This is a genomic window from Streptomyces sp. NPDC005722, from assembly GCF_040630935.1.
In the GTDB taxonomy this organism is placed as follows: Bacteria; Actinomycetota; Actinomycetes; order Streptomycetales; family Streptomycetaceae; genus Actinacidiphila.
In genome coordinates, this window is the sequence record NZ_JBEXYN010000001.1 from 292,562 (window position 1) to 319,367 (window position 26,806).

The 26,806-nt window shown below is 74.5% G+C and carries 22 protein-coding genes; 12 read left to right on the top strand and 10 right to left on the bottom strand.

Annotated features, from left to right (window positions below; translation table 11 throughout):
• Positions 1-138: 138 nt before the first annotated feature.
• From ABZ479_RS01345 to ligD, 3 genes are all read right to left on the bottom strand, one after another.
• The gene (locus ABZ479_RS01345; protein ID WP_500459231.1) at positions 139-1,206 is read right to left on the bottom strand and encodes a phosphotransferase family protein; all 1,068 of its coding nucleotides are present in this window, start codon (positions 1,204-1,206) and stop codon (positions 139-141) included.
• Positions 1,203-2,294, bottom strand: coding sequence for an Rv3169 family protein (locus ABZ479_RS01350; protein ID WP_500459232.1), 1,092 nt, complete (start codon positions 2,292-2,294; stop codon positions 1,203-1,205). The genes ABZ479_RS01345 and ABZ479_RS01350 overlap by 4 nt, the downstream gene beginning before the upstream one ends.
• Positions 2,295-2,533: 239 nt before the next feature.
• Positions 2,534-3,574 carry a non-homologous end-joining DNA ligase gene (gene ligD, locus ABZ479_RS01355; protein ID WP_500459233.1) on the bottom strand — a complete coding sequence of 347 codons (1,041 nt, stop codon included), beginning with the start codon at positions 3,572-3,574 and terminating at the stop codon, positions 2,534-2,536.
• Positions 3,575-3,665: 91 nt separating this feature from the next.
• On the opposite strand from ligD, the gene ABZ479_RS01360 reads away from it, so the two are divergent.
• On the top strand, positions 3,666-4,718 hold the full coding sequence (locus ABZ479_RS01360) for an ATP-dependent DNA ligase (RefSeq protein WP_500459234.1): 1,053 nt from the start codon (positions 3,666-3,668) through the stop codon (positions 4,716-4,718).
• Here ABZ479_RS01360 and ABZ479_RS01365 read toward each other — a convergent pair.
• A complete protein-coding gene (locus tag ABZ479_RS01365) occupies positions 4,691-5,356 on the bottom strand; it encodes an NIPSNAP family protein (protein WP_500459235.1) in 666 nt (221 codons plus the stop codon). The two genes, ABZ479_RS01360 and ABZ479_RS01365, sit on opposite strands and share 28 nt — an antisense overlap.
• A 52-nt stretch (positions 5,357-5,408) precedes the next feature.
• Entirely contained in the window at positions 5,409-7,910 is a 2,502-nt protein-coding gene (locus ABZ479_RS01370) for a lysylphosphatidylglycerol synthase transmembrane domain-containing protein (RefSeq protein WP_500459399.1), read from the bottom strand.
• A gap of 668 nt (positions 7,911-8,578) precedes the next feature.
• On the opposite strand from ABZ479_RS01370, the gene ABZ479_RS01375 reads away from it, so the two are divergent.
• Both ABZ479_RS01375 and ABZ479_RS01380 read left to right on the top strand, forming a co-directional pair.
• The gene (locus tag ABZ479_RS01375) at positions 8,579-8,977 is read left to right on the top strand and encodes an MGMT family protein (protein WP_499606944.1); all 399 of its coding nucleotides are present in this window, start codon (positions 8,579-8,581) and stop codon (positions 8,975-8,977) included.
• A gap of 234 nt (positions 8,978-9,211) precedes the next feature.
• Positions 9,212-12,499: an ATP-dependent helicase gene (locus ABZ479_RS01380; RefSeq protein WP_500459236.1), complete on the top strand. Its 3,288-nt coding sequence runs from the start codon at positions 9,212-9,214 to the stop codon at positions 12,497-12,499.
• A gap of 13 nt (positions 12,500-12,512) precedes the next feature.
• On the opposite strand, the gene ABZ479_RS01385 is transcribed toward ABZ479_RS01380, so the two are convergent.
• On the bottom strand, positions 12,513-12,920 hold the full coding sequence (locus ABZ479_RS01385) for a type II toxin-antitoxin system VapC family toxin (RefSeq protein WP_500459237.1): 408 nt from the start codon (positions 12,918-12,920) through the stop codon (positions 12,513-12,515).
• On the bottom strand, positions 12,917-13,195 hold the full coding sequence (locus ABZ479_RS01390; protein WP_500459238.1) for a type II toxin-antitoxin system Phd/YefM family antitoxin: 279 nt from the start codon (positions 13,193-13,195) through the stop codon (positions 12,917-12,919). Before ABZ479_RS01390 ends, ABZ479_RS01385 begins: the two co-directional genes overlap by 4 nt.
• Positions 13,196-13,312: 117 nt before the next feature.
• On the opposite strand from ABZ479_RS01390, the gene ABZ479_RS01395 reads away from it, so the two are divergent.
• From ABZ479_RS01395 to nudC, 3 genes are read left to right on the top strand one after another with little or no spacing between them, the layout of a single operon-like run.
• Positions 13,313-16,786 carry an ATP-dependent helicase gene (locus ABZ479_RS01395; protein WP_500459240.1) on the top strand — a complete coding sequence of 1,158 codons (3,474 nt, stop codon included), beginning with the start codon at positions 13,313-13,315 and terminating at the stop codon, positions 16,784-16,786.
• A 10-nt stretch (positions 16,787-16,796) separates the two neighbouring features.
• Positions 16,797-18,185: a dipeptidase gene (locus tag ABZ479_RS01400; RefSeq protein ID WP_500459241.1), complete on the top strand. Its 1,389-nt coding sequence runs from the start codon at positions 16,797-16,799 to the stop codon at positions 18,183-18,185.
• Positions 18,186-18,228: 43 nt separating this feature from the next.
• Complete coding sequence (nudC, locus tag ABZ479_RS01405) at positions 18,229-19,182, top strand: NAD(+) diphosphatase (protein WP_500459242.1); 954 nt, start codon at positions 18,229-18,231, stop codon at positions 19,180-19,182.
• A gap of 54 nt (positions 19,183-19,236) precedes the next feature.
• Here nudC and ABZ479_RS01410 read toward each other — a convergent pair whose 3' ends face one another.
• On the bottom strand, positions 19,237-19,494 hold the full coding sequence (locus ABZ479_RS01410; protein ID WP_499606927.1) for a mycoredoxin: 258 nt from the start codon (positions 19,492-19,494) through the stop codon (positions 19,237-19,239).
• 153 nt (positions 19,495-19,647) lie between these two features.
• Here ABZ479_RS01410 and ABZ479_RS01415 point away from each other — a divergent pair, with 153 nt between their 5' ends.
• From ABZ479_RS01415 to ABZ479_RS01435, 5 genes are all read left to right on the top strand, one after another.
• Positions 19,648-21,882 (top strand): ATP-dependent DNA helicase UvrD2, encoded by a 2,235-nt coding sequence (locus tag ABZ479_RS01415; RefSeq protein ID WP_500459244.1) that lies wholly within the window; start codon positions 19,648-19,650, stop codon positions 21,880-21,882.
• A 164-nt stretch (positions 21,883-22,046) separates the two neighbouring features.
• Positions 22,047-22,325 carry a hypothetical protein gene (locus tag ABZ479_RS01420; RefSeq protein WP_500459401.1) on the top strand — a complete coding sequence of 93 codons (279 nt, stop codon included), beginning with the start codon at positions 22,047-22,049 and terminating at the stop codon, positions 22,323-22,325.
• 104 nt (positions 22,326-22,429) lie between these two features.
• Entirely contained in the window at positions 22,430-22,831 is a 402-nt protein-coding gene (locus tag ABZ479_RS01425; RefSeq protein ID WP_500459246.1) for a WhiB family transcriptional regulator, read from the top strand.
• The gene (locus tag ABZ479_RS01430; protein ID WP_500459247.1) at positions 22,828-23,139 is read left to right on the top strand and encodes a putative WhiB-interacting protein; all 312 of its coding nucleotides are present in this window, start codon (positions 22,828-22,830) and stop codon (positions 23,137-23,139) included. Before ABZ479_RS01425 ends, ABZ479_RS01430 begins: the two co-directional genes overlap by 4 nt.
• 73 nt (positions 23,140-23,212) lie before the next feature.
• On the top strand, positions 23,213-23,413 hold the full coding sequence (locus ABZ479_RS01435; protein WP_326572546.1) for a hypothetical protein: 201 nt from the start codon (positions 23,213-23,215) through the stop codon (positions 23,411-23,413).
• A gap of 21 nt (positions 23,414-23,434) precedes the next feature.
• Here ABZ479_RS01435 and ABZ479_RS01440 read toward each other — a convergent pair whose 3' ends face one another.
• Together ABZ479_RS01440 and ABZ479_RS01445 are read right to left on the bottom strand one after the other, a co-directional pair.
• On the bottom strand, positions 23,435-24,805 hold the full coding sequence (locus tag ABZ479_RS01440; RefSeq protein WP_500459248.1) for an ABC1 kinase family protein: 1,371 nt from the start codon (positions 24,803-24,805) through the stop codon (positions 23,435-23,437).
• Between the two features lie 70 nt (positions 24,806-24,875).
• Complete coding sequence (locus ABZ479_RS01445) at positions 24,876-25,997, bottom strand: TOMM precursor leader peptide-binding protein (protein ID WP_500459249.1); 1,122 nt, start codon at positions 25,995-25,997, stop codon at positions 24,876-24,878.
• A 216-nt stretch (positions 25,998-26,213) separates the two neighbouring features.
• Here ABZ479_RS01445 and ABZ479_RS01450 point away from each other — a divergent pair, with 216 nt between their 5' ends.
• A complete protein-coding gene (locus ABZ479_RS01450) occupies positions 26,214-26,789 on the top strand; it encodes a M48 metallopeptidase family protein (protein WP_500459250.1) in 576 nt (191 codons plus the stop codon).
• The last annotated feature ends 17 nt before the right edge of the window (positions 26,790-26,806 follow it).

Below are 26,806 nucleotides of genomic sequence, written 5' to 3' on the forward strand. Positions count from 1 at the left end.
GAGCGTCCGCCCCGCCGGGCGGAGCCGCGACGGGCCGCGGGGGCCCCGACGGGCCGCGGGGCCGCCCGGGGCGCCGCCGTGGGCGCCCCGGACGACCCCGCGGTCACGGAAACGTGAGGTCCTCGCCTGTCGCCGGGGTCAGCGGTGGCGGCCCTCCACCATCGCCTCCAGCGTGTCCCGGTGCAGGATCAGCGCGTCGGTGTCGGCCGGCGTCTCGCGCTCCCCGAAGTGGATCTGGCGGTGGCCGATCCGCAGCATCACGACCGCGTGCCGCAGCGCGGCGTACAGGAGGTGGAAGTCCAGGTCGCGCGGGGTGTGCCCGGTGAGTTCCGCGTAGGTCGCGGCGATGCGGTCGCGGTCGAGGAAGTCCGGCATGCCGGGGAAGCCGGCGGTGACCGTGAGGTCCTGGAAGAAGCGGTGCAGGTACACCAGCCAGGCGAGGTCGAGTTCGCGGGGGCCGGAGGAGGCCATCTCCCAGTCGAGGACGGCGACCGGGGAGAAGTCCGCGTCGTAGACGATGTTGCCGATCCTGGCGTCCCCCCAGCTGAGCACCGACGGGCCGGGGTCGGTGGGCCAGTGCTTCTCCAGCCAGGCGAAGGCCCGCTCGACGAGGGGGGAACGGGTCCGCCCGTCGACGACCCATTCGTAGTAGGCGCGTTGGGCGTCGACGTGCGCGCGCAGGGTCCCCTCGCCGGGGACGGTGTGGAGTTCGGCGAGCACCCGCACCGTCGAACGCTCCAGCCGTGCCCGGTCCTCCTCGGAGGCGTCGAAGAGCCAGTTGCCGCCGTAGGTGTAGGGCATGACGTCCGGCGGGACGCGCCCGGGGACGCGCTCCATGACGAAGAACGGCGCGCCGAGCGGCCCCGGGTCGGGTTCCAGCCACAGCAGTTCGGGCACGGGGACGCGGGTGCGGGCGGCGACCGTGCGGATGACGCGGTACTGCTCGGCCATGTCGTACGTCGGGAAGACGGCGTACGCGTCGGGGTCGCCGGCCAGCCGCAGCACGCAGGGGCGGATGCGCTGCCGCGCGGTGCCCGCCGGGTGGGGGACGGCCAGGTCGAACAGGACGGTCTCGTTGGACAGGCCGTTGGCGGCGGGGAGGTGCACGCCGCGGCTGTGGGCGCCGGGGTGCTTCGCGGCCAGCCACTCGTCGAGGCGGCTGCGCAGCAGCCGGGGGTCGCGGGTGGTGGTGCGCACCGTTGTCACATGGCCTCCTGACCGGTGAAGCCGCTGGGGGTGTGGCGGCCGAAGCTGCCGTGCTCAAAGATGCCGTAGCCGACCCGGCCGTCCCAGGCGAAACGCGCGGCGTGGTCGGTGACTCCGTACGCGGCGGGTGCGGTCACCGCCGGATCCGTCAGGTCATACGCACGGCGGTCGAGCCAGCCGCGGCCCTTCCACTCGCCGTGCTGCCAGTCGCGGGCGGGCGGGTAACCCGCGCCGACCGCGAGCGGGCTGGAGACCAGCACCTCGGCCCCGATCTTCCCGCCGTCCAGGTGGACGACGGCCGAGACCGGTGTGCGGGTGCCCTCCCGGTAGGTGATGTCGACCCGGGCGCGGCCCAGTTGCCGGTCCGGTCCGTGCTCGGTGATCTGCAGGGCCTCGTCCAGGGAGCGGTAGCCCTCGGCGTCCTCCTGGGCGATCACCATGACGAAGCGGTCGTCGAACCGGATCGGTATCCACAGCCAGTGGAAACCCCGCGGGCGGTGCTCCTCCTCGGCCCGCCCCGGAGCCTCGCCGGGCACCGGGCGCACGCCCCAGCTGCGGTCCCGCGTGGCCGTCCAGCGACCGCGTTCCACGCGGATCTCCTCGCCGTCGCCGGTGCGGACCACGCCGTGGCAGGTGCCGGCCTGCACGAAGCGGCTGGCCTCCAGGAAGAGCCGGCCGCCCCGGTACTGGGCGTGGTGCGGCTCCTCGACGGCCGGGAAGGCGGCCTCCCATTCCAGGTCGTAGGAGAGGAACTCGTCGTCGCAGGTCAGCCGGAGCCTGCGGAGCGGTTCCAGGACGTCGACGCGCAACGGCCCGACCTGCTGCCGCATCCGGTCCTCGCCGAGCGCGTCGGAGGCGCGCACCGCGAGCATGCCGGTGCCGCGGGTCAGGGTCGCGTAGGCGTCGGTGACGCCGAGGTTGGGGTGGACGCCGAGGCCCGTGATGAGCAGGGCCCGGCCCTCGTGGTCGAAGAAGTGGAAGATCGAACGGTCGTAGGCGTTGCGGTCACCGGTCGCGACGTGGCGCATGGAACGGGCGATCTGATGGACCGGGTACTCGTCCAGGGGCACGGGTCGAGGCGCGGGCATGCGCCTGATGATGCGTCAGTGCGGCCCCGCTGGGAAGGGGTCGCGCCGCGGGGCAGGCGCCGATTCGCGCCGTACCGCGGCCCGTTTCGTGCGGTGCGCGGGGTCGTAGGGGGTGCCGCGCCGTGCGTTGGCCGCACCGCCCGTCTCCTGCGCCGCCGCCCCGAGGTGTGCGACCTGCCGTGCGTCGTGCGGAGCCCAGCGCCGCGCCGGGCGCCCAGGCACACGGGTCTGCCGCGCCGTCAGTCCCCGCCGGTTCCGGCGCCCCCGTCAGGCGGCTTGCGGCGGGCCCTGCTCGGCTGGACGCGCAGTGGTTCGCCGGGCATCTTGGGGTGGTCCGGCGGGTACGGCATGTCGCCGAGCCCGTGGTCGTGTTCGTCGCGTTCGGCCAGTTCCAGCACGGCGTCCAGCCGGTAGGTCCGCTCCTCCATGTCCGCGTGGACGTCGCCCAGCTCGGCGTACCGCGCGGGCATCGTGACCAGGTCGAAGTCTCGCGGGTGCACCTGCGGCACCTCCTCCCAGCGCAGCGGCGCCGAGACCGGGGCGTGCGGCCTGGGCCGTACGGAGTAGGCGGAGGCGATGGTGCGGTCGCGCGCGGTCTGGTTGTAGTCGACGAAGATCTTCTCGCCGCGCTCCTCCTTCCACCAGGCGCTGGTCACCTGGCCGGGCATCCGCCGCTCCATCTCGCGGGCGATGGCGATGGCGGCCCGCCGTACCCCCGTGAACGTCCACGCGGGCTCGATGGGGACGAAGACGTGCAGGCCCCGCCCGCCGGAGGTCTTCGGCCAGCCGCGCAGGCCCAGCTCCTCCAGCAGCCCGCGCAGTTCGCCGGCGACGACCACCGCGTCGGAGAAGTCGGTGCCCGGCTGCGGGTCGAGGTCGATGCGCAGCTCGTCCGGGTGGTCGAGGTCGCCGCGCCGGACCGGCCAGGGGTGGAAGGTGAGGCAGCCGAGGTTGGCGCCCCAGACGACCGCGGCGGTCTCGGTCGGGCAGATCTCGTCGGCGTACCGGCCGGAGGGGAAGCGGATGCGGCCGGTGGGGATCCAGTCCGGGGTGTTCTTCGGCGCGCGCTTCTGGAAGAACGACTCGCCCCCGACGCCGTCCGGGTAACGCTCCATGGTCGTCGGCCGGTCGCGCAGGGCCCGCAGGACGCCGTCGCCGACCGCCAGGTAGTAGCGGGCCACGTCCAGCTTGGTGAAGCCCGGTTCCGGGAAGTACACCTTCCCCGGGTTCGAGATCCGGACCGTCCGCTCGCCGACGGTCAGCTCGACCGCCTCCGCCATGCCGTCACCGCCTCTCCCGGCACCGCCTCTTCCGTCCCCGACACGGTAGGCCCGACGGGCGGGCGGCGCCTGTCGGGCGGAGAATCGCCGCATGGACCTGCCGGTGATGCCGCCCGTGAAGCCGATGCTCGCCAAGTCCGCCGCCGCGATCCCGCCCGGCATGCTGTACGAGGGCAAGTGGGACGGGTTCCGCGCCATCGTCTTCCGGGACGGCGCCGAGGTGGAGATCGGCAGCCGCACCGGCAAGCCCCTGACGCGCTACTTCCCGGAGGTCGTCGAGGCGGTCCGCGCCGAACTGCCGCCGCGCGCCGTCGTCGACGGGGAGATCGTCATCGCCCGCGAGGGACGGCTGGACTTCGACGCGCTGCTGGAGCGCATCCACCCCGCCGACTCCCGGGTGCGGCAGCTCGCCGAACGCACCCCCGCCTCCCTCGTCGCCTTCGACCTGCTGGCCCTCGGCGACCGCTCCTTGATGGCCGACCCGCAGACCTGGCGCCGCCAGGCGCTGGTCGACGCGCTCGGCCCCGCGGGGGCGCCGGTCCACGTCGCCCCCGCCACCACCGACATCGAGCTGGCGCGGCGGTGGTTCGAGCAGTACGAGGGCGCGGGCCTGGACGGCGTCGTCGCCAAGCCTCCGGACCTCGGCTACCGGCCCGACGAACGCACCATGTTCAAGGTGAAGCACGAACGCACCGCCGACTGCGTGCTCGCCGGCTTCCGCTGGCACAAGTCCGGTCCCGTGGTCGGCTCCCTGCTGCTCGGCCTGCACGACGCCGCCGGCCGTCTCCAGCACGTCGGCGTCTGCGCGTCCTTCCCGATGCGCCGCCGCGAGGAACTGGTCGGCGAGCTGGAGCCGCTGCGCATGGACTCCGCCGAGGGCCACCCCTGGGCGGACTGGGCGGAGGCCGCGCCGGGCGGCCGCATGCCGGGGGCCCAGAGCCGCTGGAGCGCGGGCAAGGACCTCTCCTGGATCCCCCTGCGACCCGAACGCGTCCTGGAGGTCGCCTACGACCACATGCAGGGCGACCGCTTCCGGCACACCGCCCAGTTCCGCCGCTGGCGCCCCGACCGCGACCCCGCCGGGTGCAGCTACGCGCAGTTGGAGGAGCCGGTCGGCTACGACCTCGGCGACGTCCTGCGCTGAGCCCCGCCGGGTCCGGGCGCCGGGACGCGTACCGGCGCCAGCCGCAGCCGCTGCACGGGCCGCAGCAGCGGGTGATCGGCCACCCCGGCGGGCAGGACGGGCAGTCCGGGCCGCGGCCGGGCGTCGGGGAAGGCGGTGAACCACAGGACGACGTCCTCGCCGGTGCGGACCGGCAGCGCCGGGAAGTCGTTCAGGGCGTGCTCGCTGCGGTGCACCGCGGCGTCCGGCGGCAGCCCGCCGGGCCCCGCGAGCGCCCCGGCGAAGGCCTCCGGGTGGGCGGGATGACAGATGGTCACGACGACCTGCCCCGCGTCCGGCGGCACCCGGTGGCCGGGGCCGCGCAGCAGCAGGACGTCGTCCGAGTCGGTCATGGTGGCGTTGGCGGCGTCCCGGTGCGCCCGCCACAGAGGGCCCCCGTAGAAGGCGTGCAGCGAGCGGAGCCGCGCGGGCATGCCGGGGAAGGCGCGCATCCACACGAAGCGGTCCGGGTCGTCCAGGTCGGTGAAGCGGCCGCCGACCCGGATCCCGGCGGCCTCCTGGCCGGTGACGAACTCGCGCTCGAACAGCTCGACCAGGGTGTCCCGGGCGCCGGGGCGCAGCGTGTACTGCCGTAGCTCGACGACGTGCGTGGTGTCCATGACCGGGGACCGTAGGGGCGGCCCACTGACATCTCCTGTCAGTGGGCCCTCGTCACAGCGCCTGCCGCCTGGTGAGCGTGGTGAACGCCAGCCAGCCGGGCAGCACCGGCAGCCAGAAGGTCAGCACCCGGAAGAGCAGCACCGCGGAGGTGGCCGTCGCCGAGTCCAGGTGGCCGATGGTGGTCAGACCGGCGATCAGCGCGCCCTCGACCGCGCCCAGGCCGCCCGGCGTCGGGGCCGCGGAGCCCAGGGCGTTGCCCGCCAGGAAGACCACCGCGATCGCCGCGAAGTTCACCTCGCCGTGGAAGGTGCGGATGCTGGCGTCCAGGCACAGCACGAAGGCGAGGGTCAGCAGCAGGGTGCCGCCGATGCCCGTGGTGAGCTTCATCGGCTGCTGCAGCACGTCCAGCATGCGCGGCACCACCCCGGCGAACAGCGCCCGCACTCGCGTGGAGACGAAGCGCCGCAACGGCGGGACGGCGGTGACCACCAGGAACAGCACGCCGGCCGTCAGCAGACCCGCCATCACCGTGCGGGACGGCGACAGCGAGGGCGTCTTCTCGGTGCCGGTGATGTAGCCGAACACGAGCAGCAGGCTGATGTGCGAACCGAGGCCGACCAGCTGCGAGGCCCCCACGCTCGCCACCGCGAGGCCCGGGCGCACGCCGGACTTCTGCAGGTAGCGCGTGTTCAGCGCCACGCCGCCGATGGCGGCGGGGGCGACCAGCTTCACGAAGGAGCCGGCGATCTGCGCCAGCGTGGTGCGCAGGAAGGACAGCTTCTCCGGCACGAAGCCGGACAGCGCCATCGCCGCCGCCACGTAGCTGAGCGCGGAGGCCAGCACGGCCACGATGACCCAGATCCAGTTCGCCTCGCCGAGCAGTGTCGCCGGGTCGATGCTGCTGATCTGGGAGAGCAGGAAGTACGCGGCGAAGGCGCCCGCGATGATGCTGATCAGCGTGCGCGGCCGCACCCGTTCCAGCCGTACCGGCTCCACCGGTGCCTGCGGCCGGATGAGCAGCACCTGGTGACGGATCCGGGTGAGCAGGTCCTCCTCGCGGGCCCCGTCCAGCGCGTCCTCCATCGCCTTCTTCTCGGCGCGCCGCTCCGCCTTGGTCTCCTTGCCCGTCTCCTTGGTGCCGCTTCCGTCGGCCTCCCCGTCCGCCCGCCGGGCCCGGGACGCGGCCAGCACGGCGTCGCGCTCGCGCTGCGCCCGCTCCCTGGCGAGCTGCTTGAGCGTGGCCCGGGTGGTACGGCTCAGGGCGATGGGCTGCAACAGGGGCAGCGAGTCGGCGACGGCGTCCGGGCCCAGCACGGCGACGGCCGAGGCCACCGACCGCTCCGGGCCGACGCGCAGCGCCAGGGTGGTGAGCAGTTGCGCCACGTCCATGCGCAGCACGATGTCGCCCGCGGCGATCTCCCCGCCGCGCAGGTCGGTCAGGAAGACGCCTCCGCAGCGATCCATCTTCAGGGCCTCGCCGACCAGCCGGCGGTGCGCGATCCGCCGCGACTGCAGCGCCCGCACCTGCTCCCAGGCGCCGTGCAGCACCTCGTCGGTGATCTCCTCGTCCGACAGCGCGTCCAGCGAGCGCCCGCTCATGTGCTCGTAGACCAGCATCACGGCGTCCGGACCCAGCTCCGAGGTGGCGATCAGCCGGGGGGCGTTGGCACCGGCGGCGATGGCCGCGTAGGCGAGCAACGCCTCCTGCTCCAGCGCCTGGCGCAGCGACTGCAGGCTGCGCCGCTGGGTGATCCCGCGCAGCTGGAGCCGGCGCCACATCCGGTAGAAGAAGCCGTGCGCCTGCTGCTCGCGGTCCACCACGGTGACGTCGAGCAGCGGGCCGTCCTCGAGCGTCACCAGGTAGCGTCGGCCCCGGTCGGAGTCGGGCGCGTCGGGGAACTCGTCCTCCGCGCGGACCGCCGTCAGCGGGGCGAAACCCACCCGGCGCAGGCCCGCGAGCAGGTTCTGGCCGGTCGGGCGGACGTTGGGCGAGCCGACCCCGTAGAGCGTGCCGTAGGCGACGGTCCAGCCGATGAGCACCGTCACGACGATCGAGAACGGTGTGGTGTAGCCGCCGACCAGTACCGCGAAGGAGTCCACGACCAGCACGAACCACAGCGCCACCCGCCAGCGGGGGCGCCGGGCCATGCCGACGGCCGTCATGTAGGCGATGACCGGCGCCAGGTAGCCGTGGACGGGGTCGGTGATGCCGCCGCCGGGCGCGTCGCGGGTCAGCGCGTCCCGGATCGCCACGGGCGCCGCGTCCGACACCCACAGGTCGGTCGCGAGCGACACCCCGTGCGCCAGGACCGCGGCCAGCACACCGTCCGCGATGCGCAGTCCGTCCCGTTTGATCAGCCGTTCCACGGCGAAGGCCACGGGCACGATCAGCACCGCCACGGTCGCCAGCAGCCCGGCGATGGTGATCAGCGGCTCGGGTGCGTGCGTCGCGCCCTCGGCGATGTCCTGCTCCACGCCGGAGGTCGTCGCGTGCGCGAAGCCCGCGATCATCAGCACGATCGCGATGCCGAGCAGCCCGAAGAGGAAGCGCATGAGGTCGACGGGCCGGTGCACGCGCGCGGGCAGCAGCGGTTCGTCGCGCGCCACCGGGTCGGTGTGCGGGGAGGTGCCGGTGGTCCGTGCGCCGTCGTCCGCGTCGTCCGTGCCGGGTTCGCCCGGCGGTCGTGCCGCGTCCGCGTCGTCCGCGGCGTCCCCTTCCGGCTCCCCGGCCGGGGTCTCCTGCGCCGGAGCGGCCGGGCCGTCACCGCCGGGGTCCGCACCGGACGCGCCGCGGGCCTGCGGTTCCTCGTCAGGCCCGGGGTGCGCGGCGGCCCGCTCCTCGCGGCCGGCCCCGTCCTCCGCCGCGGTCACGGCGTCGTCGCCGGAGGCCGGCGCCGCACCCGTGGACGGCGGGACCCCGGCCCCCTCGTCCGTGTCACCGGGCGCACGCGGGGCCTGCGGCACGGCGGTGGAACCCTCGGCCGGGGCGCCGTCCCCGGGGCCCTCGGAGGCAGCGGGGACCGCGCGAGCGGCTCCGTTCCCGCTCGCGTCGTGCTCTCCGGCTGTCTCTTTTTGATCTCGTATCACCAGTCACCGCCCGGATGATGGTGGCACGAGCGGCCCGCGCATGGGCGCAGGAGGGGGCAATTCGCCGTTCCGGGCGCCCCCGCGCGCGCTCCCGCCGCCCACGACTGTCGGTGCCGTGGGGCACCATGTGACGGATGAGCAAGGACACCGCGCACGACCCGGACGACGGTCCGGGCGACGTCCCGGAGCTGCCCGCGTACGCGGAGCGTGTGCTGGACGTCGCCGAGCGGATCCCGCCCGGACGGGTCATGACGTACGGCGACGTCGCCGAGTGGCTGGGGGAGGGCGGCCCCCGGCAGGTGGGCCACGTCATGGCGCTGTACGGCGGGGCCGTGCCGTGGTGGCGCGTGGTGCGCGCGGACGGCGGGCTGCTGCCGGGTCACGAGCTGCGCGCCCTGGAGCACTACCGCGCGGAGGGCACCCCGCTGCGCCCGGCCCCGCGCGCCGCGAAGGGCCACATACCCCGTCTGGACATGCGCGTGGCCCGCTGGGACGGCACGGACCCCGTGCCCGCCCCCGGCGGGGACGACTGACGACCGGACGCTCACACCATCCAGCTTCCGCCATCGGGGACCGGTTGATGCGATCCACCGTCCGGAAGGAGTACGGCCCCCCGCGCCCGGCCGCTCCCGCATCCGTACCGGAAGGACGGGACGCGCGGCGCCCCCGGTGACCGGTGGCGTACCGTCGGCACCCGGCCTCCCCCGGCCACCGGGAGCCCAGGCCCCCGCATCCGCACCCGCACGCACACGGAACCGGCGAACCACGTGACCTCCTCCTCCACACGCCAGACGGACGCCGCCGCACGGCGCTCCGGGGGGACGGTCGGGCCTTCCGGCGGCTACCGCCTGCTACGGACCGCTCCGGATCCGGTGACGCCCCCTGAACTGGACGCCGCGCAGCGCGCCGTGGTTGAGCACCCCGGCGGTCCGCTGCTCGTCCTGGCCGGGCCGGGCACGGGGAAGACCACCACCCTGGTCGAGGCCGTCGCCGAACGCGTGCGGCGCGGCACCGACCCGGAACGGATCCTCGTCCTCACCTTCGGGCGCAAGGCCGCGGGCGAACTGCGGGACCGCATGGCCGCCCGGATGGGCGGCGCGGTCGCACCGCAGGCCACCACCTTCCACTCCTTCTGCTACGCCCTGGTCCGCGCCCACCAGGACCCCGAGCTGTTCGCCGACCCGCTGCGGCTGCTGTCCGGCCCCGAGCAGGACCTGGCGGTGCGCGAGCTCCTGGCGGGCGAGGCCGGACTGGAGCGCCGGGGGCGGACCCGGGTCCGCTGGCCGGACGAGCTGCGCGCGGCCCTGACGACCCGCGGCTTCGCCGACGAGGTGCGGGCCGTGCTGGCCCGCACCCGCGAGCTGGGCCTCGGCCCGCGCGCCCTGGCCGTGTTCGCCGGCCGCACGGGCCGCCCCGACTGGTCGGCGGCGGCCGGTTTCCTCGCCGAGTACCTGGACGTCCTCGACCTGCAGGGCGTCATCGACTACGCCGAACTGGTGCACCGCGCGGTGTTGCTGGCCGGGCGCCCCGACGTGGCCCGCCACCTCGCCGGGGCCTACGAGGCCGTGTACGTCGACGAGTACCAGGACACCGACCCGGCGCAGGTGCGGCTGCTGCAGGCGCTCGCCGGCGGCGGCCGCCACCTGGTGGCGTTCGGCGACCCCGACCAGTCCATCTACGCCTTCCGCGGCGCCGACGTGAACGGCATCCTCGGCTTCCCCGAGGCCTTCCGGCACGCCGACGGCCGCCCGGCCGGCGTCCGGGTCCTGACCACCTCCCGCCGCTCCGGCGCCGGTCTGCTGGCCGCCACCCGGCTGCTCACCCGCCGGATGCCGCTGACCCGGCTCCCGGCCGCGGCGGTGCGCGCCCACCGCGAGCTCACGCCGGTCCGCGAGGGGGGCTCGGTCGCCGTCCGCACCTACCCGACGCCCGGCGCCGAACTCGACGGCATCGCCGACGTGCTGCGCCGCGCCCACCTGGAGGACGGCGTCCCCTGGTCCGACATGGCCGTCCTGGTCCGCGCCGGGTCCCGCTCGCTGCCCGTGCTGCGGCGGTCCCTGACCTCCGCCGGGGTGCCCGTCGACATCGACGGCGACGACCTCCCGCTGCGCGACGAGCCCGCCGTCGCCCCGCTCCTGCTCGCCCTGCGGGTCTGCGCGCAGGCCGTGCTGCCCGACTCCCCGGAACCGGGCATCGGCGTCGAGGACGCCCTGACCCTGCTCGGCTCCCCGCTCGGCGGCATGGACGCCGCCGACCTGCGCCGCCTGGGCCGCGCCCTGCGCGAGGAGGAGCGGGCCGCCGGGGTGGCCGTACCGCGGCCGTCGGACGAGCTGATCGCCGAGGCGCTGGCGGAGCCCGAGCGCCTGGTGGCGCACGACCCCTCGTACGCGCGGGGCGCCCAGCGGCTCGGCGGGAGGCTGCGCAAGGGACGCGAGCTGCTGGCCGGCGGCGGCACCGCCGAGGAGGCGCTGTGGGAGCTGTGGGACGGCACCCCCTGGCCGGGCCGCCTGGAGCGCGCCGCGGCACGGGGCGGCGCGGCCGGCCGCAACGCCGACCGCGACCTGGACGCGGTGTGCGTGCTCTTCGACACCGCCGCCCGCGCCGAGGAGCGCACCGGCGGCCGCGGCGCGCTCAACTTCCTGGAGGAGCTGTCCGCCCAGGACATCGCCGCCGACGTGCTGACCCGCCGTGCCGTCCGGCCCGACGCCGTACGCCTGATGACCGCGCACCGCTCCAAGGGCCTGGAGTGGGGGCTCGTCGTCGTCGCGGGCGTCCAGGAGGGGCTCTGGCCCGACCTGCGGCGCCGCGGCTCGCTGCTGGAGGCCGACCGCATCGGCCGTGACGGCCTCGCGGAGCCGCTCACCCCGGGCGCGCTGCTCGCCGAGGAGCGCCGGCTGTTCTACGTCGCGGCCACCCGGGCCCGCGAGCGGCTCGTCGTGACCGCCGTGAAGGCCGCCGCCGACGACGGAGACCAGCCCTCCCGCTTCCTCACCGAACTCGGCGTCGAGCCCGTCGACGTCACCCACCGGGCGCGCCGCCCGCTGTCCGTGGCGGCCCTCGTCGCCGAGCTGCGCGCCACGACCGTCGACCCGGCCGCCTCCCCTGCCCTGCGCGAGGCCGCCGCCCGCCGCCTGGCGCGCCTCGCGGGCCTGGAGGACGCGGGCCAGCCGCTGGTGCCCGCCGCCCACCCCGAACGCTGGTGGGGCCTGTACGAGCAGACCCGCTCCGGGGTGCCGCTGCGGGACCGCGACGAGCCGGTCACCCTCTCCGGCAGCGCGCTCGACCAGCTGGCCAACACCTGCGCCCTGCAGTGGTTCCTCGGCCGCGAGGTGAAGGCCGAGCCGCCCTCCACGGCGGCCCAGGGCTTCGGCAACGTCCTGCACGTCCTCGCCGACGAGGTCGCCTCCGGCAGCACCCCGGCCGACCTGGACGTGCTCATGGAGCGCCTGGACTCGGTGTGGAACGCGCTGGCCTTCGACGCGCCCTGGAAGTCCCAGCAGGAGAAGGAGAACGCCCGGGCCGCCCTGGAGCGCTTCCTGCGTTGGCACGTCATGGAGCGCGGCCGGCAGGCCGTCGCCTCCGAGCACGGCTTCGACGTCACCTTGGAGACGGGGGACGTGGCCGTCCGCATCCGCGGCAGTATGGACCGCGTCGAGACCGACGAGGACGGCAACGCCTACGTCGTCGACTTCAAGACCGGCAAGGCCAAGCCCACCGCCGCCGAGGTCGAGGGCCACCCGCAGCTCGCCGTCTACCAGCTGGCCGTCCGCGAGGGCGCCGTCGACGAGCTCTTCCACGGCACCCGGCCCGCCCCCGGCGGCGCGGAACTCGTCCAGCTGCGCATCGGGGCCGCCCGCCGCGACGGCGGCGACGCCCAGCCCACCGTCCAGCACCAGGAGGCGCTGAGCGGCGACTGGGCCGACTCCCTGCTCGCCGACGCCGCCGCCCGCGTCCTCGACGAGCGGTTCACCCCCTCCACCGGCCAGCACTGCGAGAACTGCGCCTTCCGCGCCGCCTGCAGCGGCCGCGCGGAGGGGCGGCACGTGGTGGAGTGAGGAGGCGGGAGCCTCACCCGCCGGGGGCCTCGGCCGTCAGCCCGAGGTCCTGGGCGGCCTTCAGCAGTCGCCGGTCGTAGGTGACGAACACGAGGGGATCCGCGCCCACCTGATCGGCGAGCAGTTGTGCCGTCGCCAGATGGATCGAGTCGAGCGAGCGGAGCAGAGGATCGCCGTACGCGGAAGCCGTGGCACGGACGGTCGCGTCGATCTCGAACCGGTAGAGCCGGGCGATCACCCCGGGGACCCCGGCGAGTGCCTGCGGGGCCGATCGGCGCAAGGCACGCGGCACCTCCACCTCGACGAGGGAGGAGGACACCAAGGGCTCGTCGGGGCGGTCGTTCAGCCAGGCGACCAACTCCCGTGTGCCGAGTTCCCGGCGGACCATCTTCACGATCGCCGCCGAGTCGAGGTAGATCACCAGCGCTCCTCGTCCCGCAGCGCGACGAGTGCTGCCGCCGTGTCGGTCTCCGGGTCGCCGAGCACGGGCGGCAGGGGGACCGGGCCGGAGGGCACGGGTGGGGTGGCGCGTCCCTCGGCGACCATGCGGTCCAGCACGGACTGGCTGCCCGAGACGGGCACGAGACGGGCGACGGGGGTTCCGCTCACGGTCACCTCCAAGGTCTCGCCGTGCTGCACACGCGCGAGCACGGCGCTGGTGTTCTGGTTCAGCTCGCGTACCGGGATGCGCTCCATGCTCCCAGCGTAGAACGTGATGTTCTACATCGGTAGGGAGCAATGCCCCCGAACGGGTGACAGCCCGCGGACCGGGCGGCGGGTCCGCTGTCGGTGGCGCCCGATAACCTCCCCTTCGTGTCCTCCCGCATCACCGGTCCCGAGCAGCTGAAGGAGCTGCTGGGCATCCCGTTCACCCCGGAGCAGCTGGCGTGCATCACCGCGCCGCTCGCCCCGCAGGTGATCGTGGCCGGGGCCGGGTCCGGGAAGACGACCGTCATGGCGGCGCGCGTGGTGTGGCTGGTCGGCACCGGGCAGGTCGCGCCCGAGCAGGTGCTGGGGCTGACGTTCACCAACAAGGCCGCCGGCGAGCTGTCGGAGCGCGTGCGCGAGGCGCTCGTCCGGGCCGGCGTCGGCGATCCGGACCCGGCGGACCCCGACCACGCGGCGGGCGAGCCGCAGATCTCGACGTACCACGCCTTCGCCGGACAACTGCTCAAGGAGCACGGACTGCGCATCGGGCTGGAGCCGACCGCCCGGCTCCTCGCCGACGCGACGCGCTACCAGCTGGCGGCGCGCGTCCTGCGCGCCGCGCCCGGTCCCTTCCCCGCGCTCACCAAGGGCATCCCGAACCTGGTCAGCGATCTGCTGGCGCTGGAGGGCGAGCTTGCCGAGCACCTGGTGCCGCCCGAGCGACTGCTCGCCCACGACCGGGAGTGGCTCGCCGCCCTCGGCGGCATCCGGCTGGGCAACGCGGATCTGCGCAGGCTTCCCGAGACGGCCCGCGCCCGCATCGACCTGACCGGGCTCGCCGCCGCCTACCGCGCCGAGAAGAAGCAGCGCGACCTGCTCGACTTCGGCGACCAGATCGCCCTGTCGGCGACCCTGGCCCGCACCCGCCCCGAGGTCGGCCGCATCCTGCGCGAGCAATACGCCGTGGTGCTGCTCGACGAGTACCAGGACACCTCCGTCGCCCAGGGCCTGCTGCTCTCCGCGCTGTTCGGCGACGGCACGGGGCATCCGGTGACCGCCGTCGGCGACCCCTGCCAGGCCATCTACGGCTGGCGCGGCGCCTCGGTGGCCAACCTCGACGACTTCCCGGTGCACTTCGCGCACGCCGACGGGAGCCCCGCCCGGCGCCAGTCCCTGTCGGAGAACCGGCGCAGCGGCGGCCGGCTGCTCGACCTCGCCAACGACCTCGCCGCCGAGCTGCGTGAGCGCCACGAGGGCGTCGAGGCCCTGCGGCCCGCGCCCGGCGCCGAACGGGACGGCGTCGTGCGCTGCGCGCTGCTGCCCACCCAGGAGGCGGAGATCGCCTGGCTCGCCGACTCCATCGCGCACCTGGTCCGCACCGGCACCGCGCCCGGCGAGATCGCCGTGCTGTGCCGGGCCGCCGGTCACTTCGCCGACATCCATGCGGCGCTGGTGGCCCGTGACGTGCCGGTGGAGGTGGTGGGACTCTCCGGGCTGCTGCACCTTCCGGAGGTCGCCGACCTGGTCGCCGTCTGCGACGTGCTGCAGGATCCGACGGCCAACGCCGCCCTCGTCCGGCTGCTCACCGGGCCGCGCTGGCGGATCGGGCCGCGCGACCTGGCCCTGCTCGGACGGCGGGCGCGGCTGCTGGTGCCGGGCCGCGGCGACACCGCGGACCGGCTGGCGGCCGCGGTGGCGGGCGTCGACCCGGCCGAGGTGATCTCGCTCGCCGACGCCCTGGAGACCTTCGTCGACGGCGAGCCCGCGGACCGCCTGCCCTTCTCAGCCGAGGCGCGGGTGCGCTTCGCGCGCCTGGCGACCGAGATACGCGAGCTGCGCCGCGCCCTCGCCGACCCGCTCATGGACGTCCTGCACCGGGTGCTGGCCGTCACCGGCCTGGAGGTCGAGCTCTCCGCGTCCCCGCACGCGCTGGCCGCCCGCCGCCGGGAGACCCTGCACGCCTTCCTGGACATCGCGGCCGGCTTCGCCTCCCTGGACGGCGACGCCACACTGCTGGCCTTCCTCGGCTTCCTGCGCACGGCGGCGCAGTACGAGAAGGGCCTGGACAGCTCGCTGCCCGGCGGCGAGAACACGGTGAAGGTGCTCACGGCGCACAAGTCCAAGGGCCTGGAGTGGGACGTCGTCGCCGTCCCCGGGTTGGTGCGCAAGGGGTTCCCGAGCGAGCGGGGCCGCGAACTGTGGCACTTCAACGCCAAGGTGCTGCCGCACTCACTGCGCGGTGACGCCGCCACCCTGCCCGACGTGGAGGAGTGGTCCCGGGCGGGCCTGGCCGGGTTCAAGGCGGCCATGGCCGAGCACAACCGGGTCGAGGAACTGCGGCTCGGCTACGTCACCTTCACCCGCCCGCGTTCCCTGCTGCTCGGCTCCGGCCACTGGTGGGGGCCCAGCCAGAAGCGGCCCTTCGGCCCGTCCGCCTTCCTCGAGGCGCTGCGCGCGCACTGCGAGGCCGGGTACGGCGAGGTCGAGCACTGGGCCGAGGAGCCCGCGCCGGACACCGGCAACCCGGCGCTGACCCGTACGGGTGAGACGCCGTGGCCGCTGCCCCTGGACGAGGCCGCCCTGGCCCGCCGCCGCGAGGCCGCGCGCAGCGTGCTGGCCCATCTGCGGGCCCCGGCCGCGTACCCGGCGGCAGCCCCGCCCGACCCCGACTGGCCGCCCCCCGAGGACGAGGAGGAGCCACCGCCGTACGACGAGTACGACGGCTACGGGGACTACGACGCCTACGAGGACTACGACGCGTACGGCGACCCGTACGAGGAGGGCCCCTACGGCCCGGACGACGCGGGCGACGCGGGCGACCGGGGGGACGCGCCCGCGCCCCGCGCCGCCATCCCGGGCCAGCCCGGCCCGCCCGCGTCCGGCCACGGAAGCGGCGACGAGGGGCTGCTCCCCGAGGAGGCCCGCGCCGTCGCGTCCTGGGACCGGGACCTCGACGCCCTCACCGAGGAACTGCTCCGCTCCCGCGCGGCCGTCCGCGACGTCCCGCTGCCCGCCACGCTCAGCGCCTCGGCCCTGCTGCGGCTGGCCGCCGACCCCGACGGCTTCGCCCGCGAGCTGGCCCGCCCCATGCCCCGCGCGCCGCAGCCCGCGGCCCGGCGCGGCACCCGCTTCCACGCCTGGGTCGAGTCCCGCTTCGAGGAGCTGCCGCTGATCGCCCCCGAGGAGCTGCCCGGCATCGAGGGCGACGACGAGATCGCCGACGAGCGCGACCTCGCCGCGCTCAAGGAGGCGTTCCTGCGGACCCCGTACGCCGAGCGCACCCCCTACCGCGTCGAGGCGCCGTTCCAGATCGGCCTCGCCGGGAGGGTGATCCGCGGCCGGATCGACGCGGTGTACCGGGAGGGTGACGGCTACGAGATCGTCGACTGGAAGACCGGGCGGTCCGGCACGGCGGACCCGCTGCAGCTGGCCGTCTACCGGCTCGCCTGGGCCGAGCGGCACGGGGTGTCGTTGTCGCAGGTCACGGCCGCTTTCCTGCACGTCAGGACGGGGGAGGTGAGCCGGCCGGGGCCGCTGCCGGACCGGGCCGCGCTGGAACGCCTGCTGCTGGGCGGGCCGGAACCCGGTACCGGGACCGCGTCCGGTGCCGACGCCGGGGGTCCCGGCGTCGCCCGATAGGCTCAAGGCCATGAGCACCACCCCGGACAGCGTCGTCCGCACGTACGTCGAAGCCCATCGCGAGGCCTTCCTCGGCGACCTCGCCGAGTGGCTGCGGATCCCCTCGGTCTCGGCCGATCCGGAGCGCGCCGCCGACGTACGGCGCAGCGCCGAGTGGCTGGCGGCGAAGCTGAAGGAGACCGGCTTCCCGGTGGCGGAGGTCTGGGAGACGCCCGGCGCCCCCGCGGTCTTCGCCGAGTGGCCCTCCGACGCCGCGGACGCGCCGACGGTGCTCGTCTACGGCCACCACGACGTGCAGCCCGCCGCCCTGGAGGACGGCTGGGACGGCGACCCCTTCGAGCCGCGGGTCCGGGACGGCCGGATGTACGCGCGGGGCGCCGCCGACGACAAGGGCCAGGTGTTCTTCCACACACTCGGGGTCCGCGCCCATCTGGCCGCCACCGGCCGCACCGCCCCCGCGGTGAACCTGAAGCTGCTGATCGAGGGCGAGGAGGAGTCCGGCTCGCCGCACTTCACCGACCTCGTGCGCGCCCACGCCGGGCGGCTGGCCTGCGACACCGTGATCGTCTCCGACACCGGCATGTGGGACGAGGACACCCCCACCGTGTGCACCGGCATGCGCGGCCTGGCCGACTGCCAGATCGGCCTGTACGGCCCCGACCAGGACATCCACTCCGGCTCCTTCGGCGGCGCCGTCCCCAACCCGGCGGCCGAGGCGGCCCGGCTCGCCGCGGGGCTGCACGACGCGGACGGCCGCGTCGCGATCCCCGGCTTCTACGACGGCGTCGTCGAGCTCAGCGGCCGCGAGCGCGAGCTCTTCGCCCGGCTGCCCTTCGACGAGGAGCGCTGGCTGCGCACCGCCAGGTCGCACGCGACGAGCGGCGAGGCCGGCTACTCCACCCTGGAGCGGGTCTGGGCCCGGCCGACCGCCGAGGTCAACGGCATCGGCGGCGGCTACCAGGGCCCCGGCGGCAAGACCATCGTGCCGTCCTCGGCACAGCTGAAGCTGTCCTTCCGGCTGGTGGCCGGGCAGGACACCGACCGGGTGCAGCGGCTGGTCACCGACTGGGTCGCGGCCCGCGTCCCGGCCGGGATCCGGCACGAGATCACCTTCTGGGGGGCCACCCGCCCCTGTCTGACCCCGCTGGACCATCCCGCGCTGCGCGCGGTGACCCGGGCGATGGGCCGGGCCTTCGGCAAGGAGGTCCTGTTCACCCGTGAGGGTGGTTCCGGTCCGGCGGCCGACCTCCAGGACGTGCTCGATGTCCCCGTCCTGTTCCTGGGAATTTCCGTGCCGTCCGACGGTTGGCACTCGGTGAACGAGAAGGTGGAGCTCGACCTTCTGCTCAAGGGCGTGGAGACGTCCGCGTACCTCTGGAGCGAGTTCACGACTCTGTAAGCATCCGCACCCATCCGCGCGCTACGGGGAGTTGACAGCAATCTTGTCCGATACGTCCGGAACCGGCGCCACCTTCGACGTGACCGCCTTCCCGCCGCCCCTCGCCCGCCCGTCGGGCGTGGACCGTGCCTCCGAGCACCGGCTCGACGAGGCGTGGCTGGCGGCCGCCTGGAGCCACCCGGCGACCAGGGTGTTCGTGGTCTCCGGGGGGCAGGTCCTGGTCGAGGACACCCCGGACGGCCGCACCGAGCTGGTGATGATGCCGAGCTTCGAGGCGCCCGAGAGCGAGGTGCACCGCTACTTCCTCGGCGTCGACGAGGAGGGGGTCCGCTACTTCGCGCTGCAGAAGGACTCGCTGCCGGGACGCCTGGACGAGGCGGCCCGCCCGGCCGGGCTCCGGGAGGTCGGGGCCCTGCTGTCGGACCGCGACGCCGGCCTGATGGTGCACGCGGTCGCGCTGGAGAACTGGCAGCGCATGCACCGCTTCTGCTCGCGCTGCGGCGAGCGCACCGTGGTGGCCGCCGCCGGCCACATCCGCCGCTGCCCGGCCTGCGGCGCCGAGCACTACCCGCGCACCGACCCCGCGGTGATCATGCTGGTCACCGACGACGAGGACCGGGCGCTGCTGGGCCGCCAGGCGCACTGGCCCGAGGGGCGCTTCTCGACGCTGGCGGGCTTCGTGGAGCCGGGCGAGTCGATCGAGCAGGCCGTGGTGCGGGAGGTCGCCGAGGAGGCCGGGGTGACCGTCGGCGAGGTGGCGTACGTCTCCAGCCAGCCCTGGCCGTTCCCCTCCAGCCTGATGCTGGGCTTCATGGCGCGCGCCACGTCCGCGCAGATCACCGTGGACGGCGAGGAACTGCACGAGGCGCGCTGGTTCTCCCGCGAGGAGTACCGCAAGGCGATGGAGAGCGGCGAGGTCCTGCCGCCGTACGGGATCTCCATCGCGGCGCGGCTGATCGAGCGCTGGTACGGGATGCCGTTGCCGGCCCGCCGCTGAGGGCGGGCCCGGCGCTGCCCGGCCGTGCTGACGCGCGGCCGGGCGGGGCCTGCCTCAGCCCGCGAGGGCCTGCTTGACCTGGGCCAGGCTGGGGTTGCTGAGCGCCACGGCCTCGGCGCCGCTCTTGGGCGCCACCAGCAGCGTCGGGACGAGCTGGTTGCCCCCGTTGACGCTCTCGACGAACTTCGCCGAGTCCGGGTCGTGCTCGATGTTGACCTCCGTGTAGGCGATGCCCTCACGGTCCAGCTGGCCCTTCAGGCGGCGGCAGTAGCCGCACCACGTGGTGCTGTACATCGTCACAGTGCCGGACATCGGTGTTCGCTCCTTCAAGGCTGGGGATGACGTCGATCCCAGAACGCTAACCCCTCGCCGCGGCATTCCTTGCAATCGTTCGCGGTACGACCATCCGACCTCAGCTGTGGATAACTTTCCCGCCCGTCTCCCGGGACCTGGCAGCATGGCGGGGTGACTGCACCAACCCACTCCCCGCTCTTCCCGGACTTCCCCGCCGTCCCGGAGTCGCCGGACGCCGTGCTCGCCGGGCTCGACCCCGAGCAGCGCGCGGTGGCCACCGCCCTGCACGGCCCGGTGTGCGTGCTGGCCGGAGCCGGCACGGGCAAGACGCGCGCGATCACCCACCGGATCGCGTACGGGGTGCGGGCCGGGATGATGCAGCCGGCCAGTGTGCTCGCGGTCACCTTCACCGCCCGCGCGGCGGGGGAGATGCGGGGGCGGCTGCGGCAGCTCGGCGCGGACGGCGTGCAGGCGCGCACCTTCCACTCCGCGGCGCTGCGGCAGCTGCAGTACTTCTGGCCGCGGGCCGTCGGCGGCGAGATGCCGCGGCTGCTCGAGCGCAAGATCCAGCTCGTCGCGGAGGCCGGGGCCCGCTCCCGCATCCGGCTGGACCGAGGCGAGCTGCGGGACGTCACCGCGGAGATCGAGTGGGCCAAGGTCACCCAGACCGCCCCCGAGGACTATCCCGGGGCCGCCGCCAAGTCCGCGCGCGACGTGCCGCGCGATGCCGCCGAGATCGCCCGGGTCTACACGACGTACGAGCAGCTCAAGCGCGACCGCGGGGTGATCGACTTCGAGGACGTGCTGCTGCTCACCGTCGGCGTCCTGGAGGACCGGCCGGACGTCGCCGAGGCCGTCCGCTCCCAGTACCAGCACTTCGTCGTCGACGAGTACCAGGACGTCAGCCCCCTGCAGCAGCGCCTGCTGGACCTGTGGCTCGGCGGCCGGGACACCGTCTGCGTCGTCGGCGACGCCTCGCAGACCATCTACTCCTTCACCGGCGCCACCCCTGAGTTCCTGCTCGGCTTCCGAAGCCGGCACCCGGAGGCCACGGTGGTCAAGCTGGTCCGCGACTACCGCTCCACCCCCCAGGTGGTGCACCTGGCCAACGGGCTGCTGTCCCAGGCCCGGGGCCAGGCCGCCCAGCACCGCCTGGAACTGGTCTCGCAGCGCGAGGCCGGCCCCGAACCGGTCTACACCGAGTACGCGGACGAGCCCGCCGAGGCCGAGGGCACCGCCCGGCGGATCCGCGAGCTGATCGACGAGGGAGTGCGGCCCAGCGAGATCGCCGTGCTCTACCGGGTGAACGCCCAGTCCGAGGTCTACGAGCAGGCGCTCGCCGACGCCGGCGTGCCGTACCAGCTGCGCGGCGCCGAGCGCTTCTTCGAGCGTCCCGAGGTGCGCGAGGCCGGGATGCTGCTGCGCGGTGCCGCGCGGGCCGGCGGCGGCTCCGACCCGGGAGTGGACGACGCGGACCTGCCCGGCCACGTGCGGGCGGTGCTCAGCACCCGCGGCTGGTCCACCGAACCGCCGGCCGGATCGGGCGCGGTCCGCGACCGCTGGGAGTCGCTGGCCGCGCTGGTGCGGCTGGCCGAGGACTTCTCCCGGGCCCGGCCGGAGGCCGCGCTCGCGGACTTCGTCGCCGAGCTCGACGAACGCGCCGGCGCCCAGCACGCCCCGACCGTCGAGGGCGTCACCCTGGCCTCGCTGCACGCCGCCAAGGGCCTGGAGTGGGACGCGGTGTTCCTGGTCGGCCTGACCGAGGGCACGATGCCGATCACCTACGCCAAGACCGACGAGCAGGTCGAGGAGGAGCGCCGGCTCCTCTACGTCGGCGTCACCCGCGCCCGGTTCCACCTCGCCCTGTCGTGGGCGCTGTCCCGCTCGCCGGGCGGCCGCGGCGGCCGGCGCCCCTCGCGCTTCCTGGACGGGCTGCGGCCCGGCTCGGCGGCCCGGGGCCGGGCGGGCGGCCGTTCGGCCGCCACGGGCGGCGTGGAGCGCGGCTCGGGCGGCAGGAAGCGGCGCGGGCCGGTGCAGTGCCGCGTGTGCGGGCGCACCCTGTCCGACGCGGGCGAGATCAAGCTGATGCGCTGTGAGGACTGCCCCTCCGACATGGACGAGGCGCTGTACGAGCGGCTGCGCGAGTGGCGGGTGGAGCAGGCGAAGGCACTGGGCCAGCCGGCCTACTGCGTCTTCACCGACAAGACACTGCTGGCGATCGCCGAGGTGCGGCCCACGACGGAGGGGGAGCTGTCCGTCATCTCCGGCGTCGGCGCCCGCAAACTCGACAAGTTCGGCGCCGACGTCCTCGCCCTGTGCGAGGGCCGCGAGCCCGGCGGCGAGGCGGGTGCCGAGGCCGGTGGCGAGGCACTTGACGAAGCCGTTGCAGAAGAGCCCGGAAAATAGTTTGCGCGCCCCGAGGAAATCCCCATAGCCTGCGTGAGCGCGAACGACGCGGCTCTGTGAAGGACCTTCCCGGAGCGGTGGAATCCGTGATGTACTGACCCAGCACCACCTGCCAGACCAGCCCTACGAGACGCCGTGAGGAGGCGAGACCAGTGACCAGCTTCATGACGAAAATGACCGATCGTCCGGTCGCCGCCGCCTGCTCTCTTGGTGCCTCGCTCCGTGGCACCGGTCTGTCCAGCCGCCTGTCCGGCGGTCTGCCCACCACTGTCCTCTCCATTCGAGAGCGCGGCGGCGAGCGACCGACGCAGGCGCCGGTGGTGGCAGTGATGGCTGAGGCTCAGGCCTATGCCTTTGCGGCGACCAATGGTGCCGGAAACCAGAAGCAGCAGCACCCGAAGTGGGCCTTCCGCGGGCTCGAACCCTGGAGTGATCCAGTCTGATCGACGATCAGGCCGGCGCCTTCAGGGCCGCGGAATCCCAGACCGGGATCCGCGGCCCTTCTGTTTTCCCACCCCCCGACAAACAGACGAGGAACGAAGCGATCGTGCATCTCACCCCGCACGCACCGTCCGTACCCGCCCCCGCACGCCCGCCCGTCATCGAGCACCGCGCTGGTGACGAGGCACTCCGCGCCGCACCGCCTGACCCTGACCCGGAGGTCCCCTTGCTGCCCCTCACCGAGCTCGACGACGAGATCGACCGCCTCGGCGTCCCCGTCCCGTGCCGGACCTACGACCCGGAGGTCTTCTTCGCCGAGTCCCCGGCCGACGTCGAGTACGCCAAGTCGCTGTGCCAGACCTGCCCGGTCCGCGAGGCCTGCCTCGCCGGTGCGAAGGACCGCCGTGAGCCCTGGGGTGTCTGGGGTGGCGAGCTCTTCGTCCAGGGCGTCGTGGTGCCGCGCAAGCGTCCCCGTGGCCGTCCGCGCAAGAACGCGGTTGTGGCATGAAGCGCCCAGCCGTCGGAACGATCGACCGTCCCCTCACGCACGACCCCAAGAAGCAGGCCCCGATGAGCCCGTCCGCCACCGAACGTCCCGCCCCGCCCTCCGACGCTCCCGCTGAGCGTCAGAACAGGAACCTCGAAATGCAACTCATGCCAGAAGCCCTGGCCCGTGCCCATATGCAAGAGCGCCTCTACGAGGCCGAGCACGAACGGATGGCCCTCCGCGTGCTCAAGGCCCGCCGCCTGCAGCGCCGTGCCGAGCGCGCCTCGCTCCGCGCCCGCCGGGCGCTGGCGATGGCCGTGATGCAGTAGCGCCGGCACATCTGCAACGACACACAACCGCGGGGCCGGTCGATTTCGACCGGCCCCGCGATATCGTCACGAAGTGGACCAGAAGACTCAATTCGAACGGGTCGGGACTGCTCCTACGACGACGACGTGTGCCCGGTGCGGGGCCGTCGCCGAGGGACTCCCCCTCACCTGGACCTGCTCCGTCGAGAACGGCAGTCGCGTGTACTTCTGCGACGACTGCGCCCGCACCAACATCCGCAGCATCGAGGGCCGGCTGGACTCCTCCTGGTGGTAGCGCCGCCCGGGGCCTCTGTGCCTAGGCCGAGGCGTCCTCGGTCTCGGACAGCGGGGCCAGGCCCTCCCCGGAGAAGCCCGGCAACCACTCCAGCAGCTCGTCCCGCAGCCTGACCGTGGCCGCCAGCTGGCACAGCACCCCGATCGTGCTGAGCGTCACCCGGTGGATGAGCAGGTACGAGGGCGGCAGGTTGAGCTGCTTGCCGAGCTGGTGCGCAGGTGAGCGCGGGTCGGCGATCCGCGCCGCCTGCGCACGCATCCAGCCGCGCGCGAAGGTGAACTCCTCCACCGCCGCGGGCTCGATGATCGGCCGCAGGTAGTCCAGCACGGCGTCGGGGTCGAGCGCGATCGTCGGCTTGACGAAGCCCTCCTGGCAGAGCATCGCGTGCACCGAGTCCGCGTCGTCGGCGAGCGCCAGGCGCAGCGCCGTCCCTATGGGCAGCGGCAGGCCCTCGGGGAGGCGGTCCACCGTGCCGAAGTCGAGCACGCCCAGCCGCCAGCCCTGCGCCGGGCCGTCGTCGACGAGCAGCCGGAAGTTGCCCGGGTGCGGGTCGGCGTGCAGCAGTCCGGTGCGGGCCGGACCGGCGAACAAGAAGTGCGCCAGCAACTGGCCCGCGCGGTCGCGCATCTCCGGCGTTCCCCGTGAGATCACCTCCGCCAGCGGCACCCCGTCCATCCACTCGGTGACCAGTACCTGGTCCGTGCGGTGCACCACGTCCGGGACCACCACGTCCGGGTCGTCGGCGAACTCCACCGCGTGGGCGTGCTGCGCCTGCGCCTCCAGCTCGTAGTCCAGTTCCTCCGAGACCCGGTCGCGCAGCTCCGAGATCAGCGGCTTGATGTCCATGCCGGGGATGAGCGGCCCGAACAGCCGTGCCACCCGGCTGAGTTGGTTGAGGTCCGACAGCAGGGCGTCCCCCGCGCCGGGGTACTGGACCTTCACCGCGACCTTGCGGCCGTCGTGCCACACGGCCCGGTGCACCTGCCCGATCGAGGCGGCCGCCGCCGGCTGGTCCTCGAACTCGGTGAAGAACGTGCGCCAGTCCTCGCCCAGACGCTCGGCCAGTACGGCGTGCACGGTGCGGGCGGGCATCGGCGGCGCCGCGTCCTGCAGTTTGGTGAGGGCGGCACGGTAGGGGCCCGCGACCTCCTCGGGCAGGGCCGCCTCGAAGACCGAGAGGGCCTGCCCGAACTTCATGGCACCGCCCTTCAGCTCGCCGAGCACCTTGAAGAGCTGCTCGGCCGTCCGCTCCTGCAGCTCGGTGGCGACCTCTTCCGCGGGGCGCCCGCCGAGCCGCTTGCCCAGCCCCAGCGTCGCCCGCCCGGCGAATCCCAGTGGGAGCGCCGCCAACTTGGCGGTACGGGTCACCGCTTTGCGCGGAAGATCAGACATGCGCCCCCTCTTTCCGATCGGTCACGTCGTCATTGTCCCCCGCCCCTCCCGGAGCATGGCACCGGCGGTGTCACAAACCTCCGGCGTCGTCGGTCACCCCCGCCTCCACGGCGTGCGCACCGCACCCGCACCTGCGGTCCCCCGGCACCGGCCGCACCTCCGTCGTCAGCCGGGCGAGCCCCAGCTCGACACGCCCGCCGCAGCTCGGCGGCCGCCCGCCGTCGACGAAGGCCAAGGCGTGCGCCGCCGCGAGCCCCGCGACCGTGGTGGCCAGCGCGACGTCGCAGGCGGGGACCCCGCCCCGGCCGGACCGCAGCTGCGCCAGCACCCGTGGCCAGGCGGCGTCGGCGTCCGCCATCCGCAGCCCCAGGCATCCCGCGCACCCCGTGCTCCCCGGCACCACCAGCGGACCCACCACTCCCCGGCCCTCCAGCACCCCCGTGTAGAGATGGGGGATCCCGGCGGCCATCAGCGGCTCGGCCTCCTGGGCGTCGGGGGCGTAGGCGGCCAGGCCTTCCCGCGGCGCGACCACCACCAGGGACAGCCCGGGCTCCGGTACGGCGGCCGGCCCCCGGCGGCCCGCCGCCGCGGCCCGCGGGTCGGGTGCCGCCCTGCGCACCAGACCGCGCGCCGCCGCGTCCCGGCGCTCGCCGATGTGCTCGGCGGGGATGCCGCCCGGCGCGGTGTCCCAGGGCTCGACCCGGCCGCCGTCACGCACGTCGACCCTGCCGACCCCCGCCGCGGACAGGACCGCCGCGACTGTGGCGCCGACCCGGCCCGCCCCGGCCACCCGTACCCGGGCGGCCCGCCGCCGGCCCATCCGCCCCGCCGCCCCGCCGGGGTCGGAGTGCACCACCGACAGGGCCGCCAGGTCGGGACGGAGCCGGTCCAGCGCGGCCGAGTGGTGCCGTATCGCCTCGGACAGCTCGGCGTGCGCCGTCGCGTCGTCGAGCACACCGCCATCGGCCAGCAGCCCGAGCAGCCGCCGGGCCTGCGGGGGCCGCAGCCCCAGCGACTCGGCCTCGCGGGAGAGCGGACCGAGCCCGCGCGTGCCGTCGAGCAGGTCGAGGAAGGCGGCGGCCGCGCCGTCCACCGGGTCCAGGACCACCGCGTGCGCCGGGTCGACGCCGAATTGCAGGCTTTCCCGGCTGCGCCAACTACGGCGCATCGCCGGCTTGAGCATGGGACGCATCGCCACCCCCGTGGGCAGAGTTCCCGATCCAGGGACCGTTCCGATTCCGTGCCGTACCAGCATGCACGGAATCCACGGACAGGCCCTTAAAGTTATCCACAGGCACGACGAATGATCATTCGATATGAACGGAACTCGGCATCTTCCCGCCCTCCTTTTCCACCGGGCACCACCGGGGGCGGGACTTCCCGGACCCGGTGCGGGTAACGTCGGGGCGTGTCCGCCGACCCCGCCCAGAGCCTTTCCGGCCATTCTCCGCGTGCCCCCCGGACCAGTGCGGTCGAAGTGCGCCGGAGCGCCCGCCGACGCCGCACGGTCTCGGCGTACCGGGAGGGCGACGTCACCGTCGTCCTCATCCCCGCCCGGATGTCCGTCGCCGAGGAGAAGCGGTGGGTGACGGTCATGCTCGACAAGCTCGCCGCCCAGGAGAGCCGCCGACAGCTCGGCGACGACGAGCTGACCGCACGCGCGGCGCGGCTGTCCGCGCAGTACCTCGGCGGCCGCGCGATACCGCGGACCGTGCGCTGGGTCACCAACCAGAACTCCCGCTGGGGCTCGTGCACACCGGCCGAGGGCAGCATCCGCCTCTCCCACCGGCTCCAGGGCATGCCCGAGTACGTCATCGACTACGTCCTCCTCCACGAACTCGCCCACCTGCTGGTGCCCGGTCACGGGGCGGACTTCTGGAAGCTGCTGGAGTCCTACCCGCGCACCGAACGCGCGCGCGGCTACCTGGAGGGCGTCGTCGCCGCGGCCCGGCTGCCGCACCCACCCACGGCACGCGAGGAATAACGGGGGAATAGCCCCTG

What these genes read in the sequence shown, in the direction of transcription:
- ABZ479_RS01350 (WP_500459232.1), bottom strand. Translation starts at nt 2,294, where the DNA reads ATGCCCGCGCCTCGACCCGTGCCCCTGGACGAGTACCCGGTCCATCAG.
- ligD (WP_500459233.1), bottom strand. Translation starts at nt 3,574, where the DNA reads ATGGCGGAGGCGGTCGAGCTGACCGTCGGCGAGCGGACGGTCCGGATC.
- ABZ479_RS01360 (WP_500459234.1), top strand. Translation starts at nt 3,666, where the DNA reads ATGGACCTGCCGGTGATGCCGCCCGTGAAGCCGATGCTCGCCAAGTCC.
- ABZ479_RS01365 (WP_500459235.1), bottom strand. Translation starts at nt 5,356, where the DNA reads ATGGACACCACGCACGTCGTCGAGCTACGGCAGTACACGCTGCGCCCC.
- ABZ479_RS01370 (WP_500459399.1), bottom strand. Translation starts at nt 7,910, where the DNA reads ATGCGCTTCCTCTTCGGGCTGCTCGGCATCGCGATCGTGCTGATGATC.
- ABZ479_RS01375 (WP_499606944.1), top strand. Translation starts at nt 8,579, where the DNA reads ATGAGCAAGGACACCGCGCACGACCCGGACGACGGTCCGGGCGACGTC.
- ABZ479_RS01390 (WP_500459238.1), bottom strand. Translation starts at nt 13,195, where the DNA reads ATGGAGCGCATCCCGGTACGCGAGCTGAACCAGAACACCAGCGCCGTG.
- ABZ479_RS01400 (WP_500459241.1), top strand. Translation starts at nt 16,797, where the DNA reads ATGAGCACCACCCCGGACAGCGTCGTCCGCACGTACGTCGAAGCCCAT.
- ABZ479_RS01410 (WP_499606927.1), bottom strand. Translation starts at nt 19,494, where the DNA reads ATGTCCGGCACTGTGACGATGTACAGCACCACGTGGTGCGGCTACTGC.
- ABZ479_RS01420 (WP_500459401.1), top strand. Translation starts at nt 22,047, where the DNA reads ATGACGAAAATGACCGATCGTCCGGTCGCCGCCGCCTGCTCTCTTGGT.
- ABZ479_RS01430 (WP_500459247.1), top strand. Translation starts at nt 22,828, where the DNA reads ATGAAGCGCCCAGCCGTCGGAACGATCGACCGTCCCCTCACGCACGAC.
- ABZ479_RS01440 (WP_500459248.1), bottom strand. Translation starts at nt 24,805, where the DNA reads ATGTCTGATCTTCCGCGCAAAGCGGTGACCCGTACCGCCAAGTTGGCG.
- ABZ479_RS01445 (WP_500459249.1), bottom strand. Translation starts at nt 25,997, where the DNA reads ATGCGTCCCATGCTCAAGCCGGCGATGCGCCGTAGTTGGCGCAGCCGG.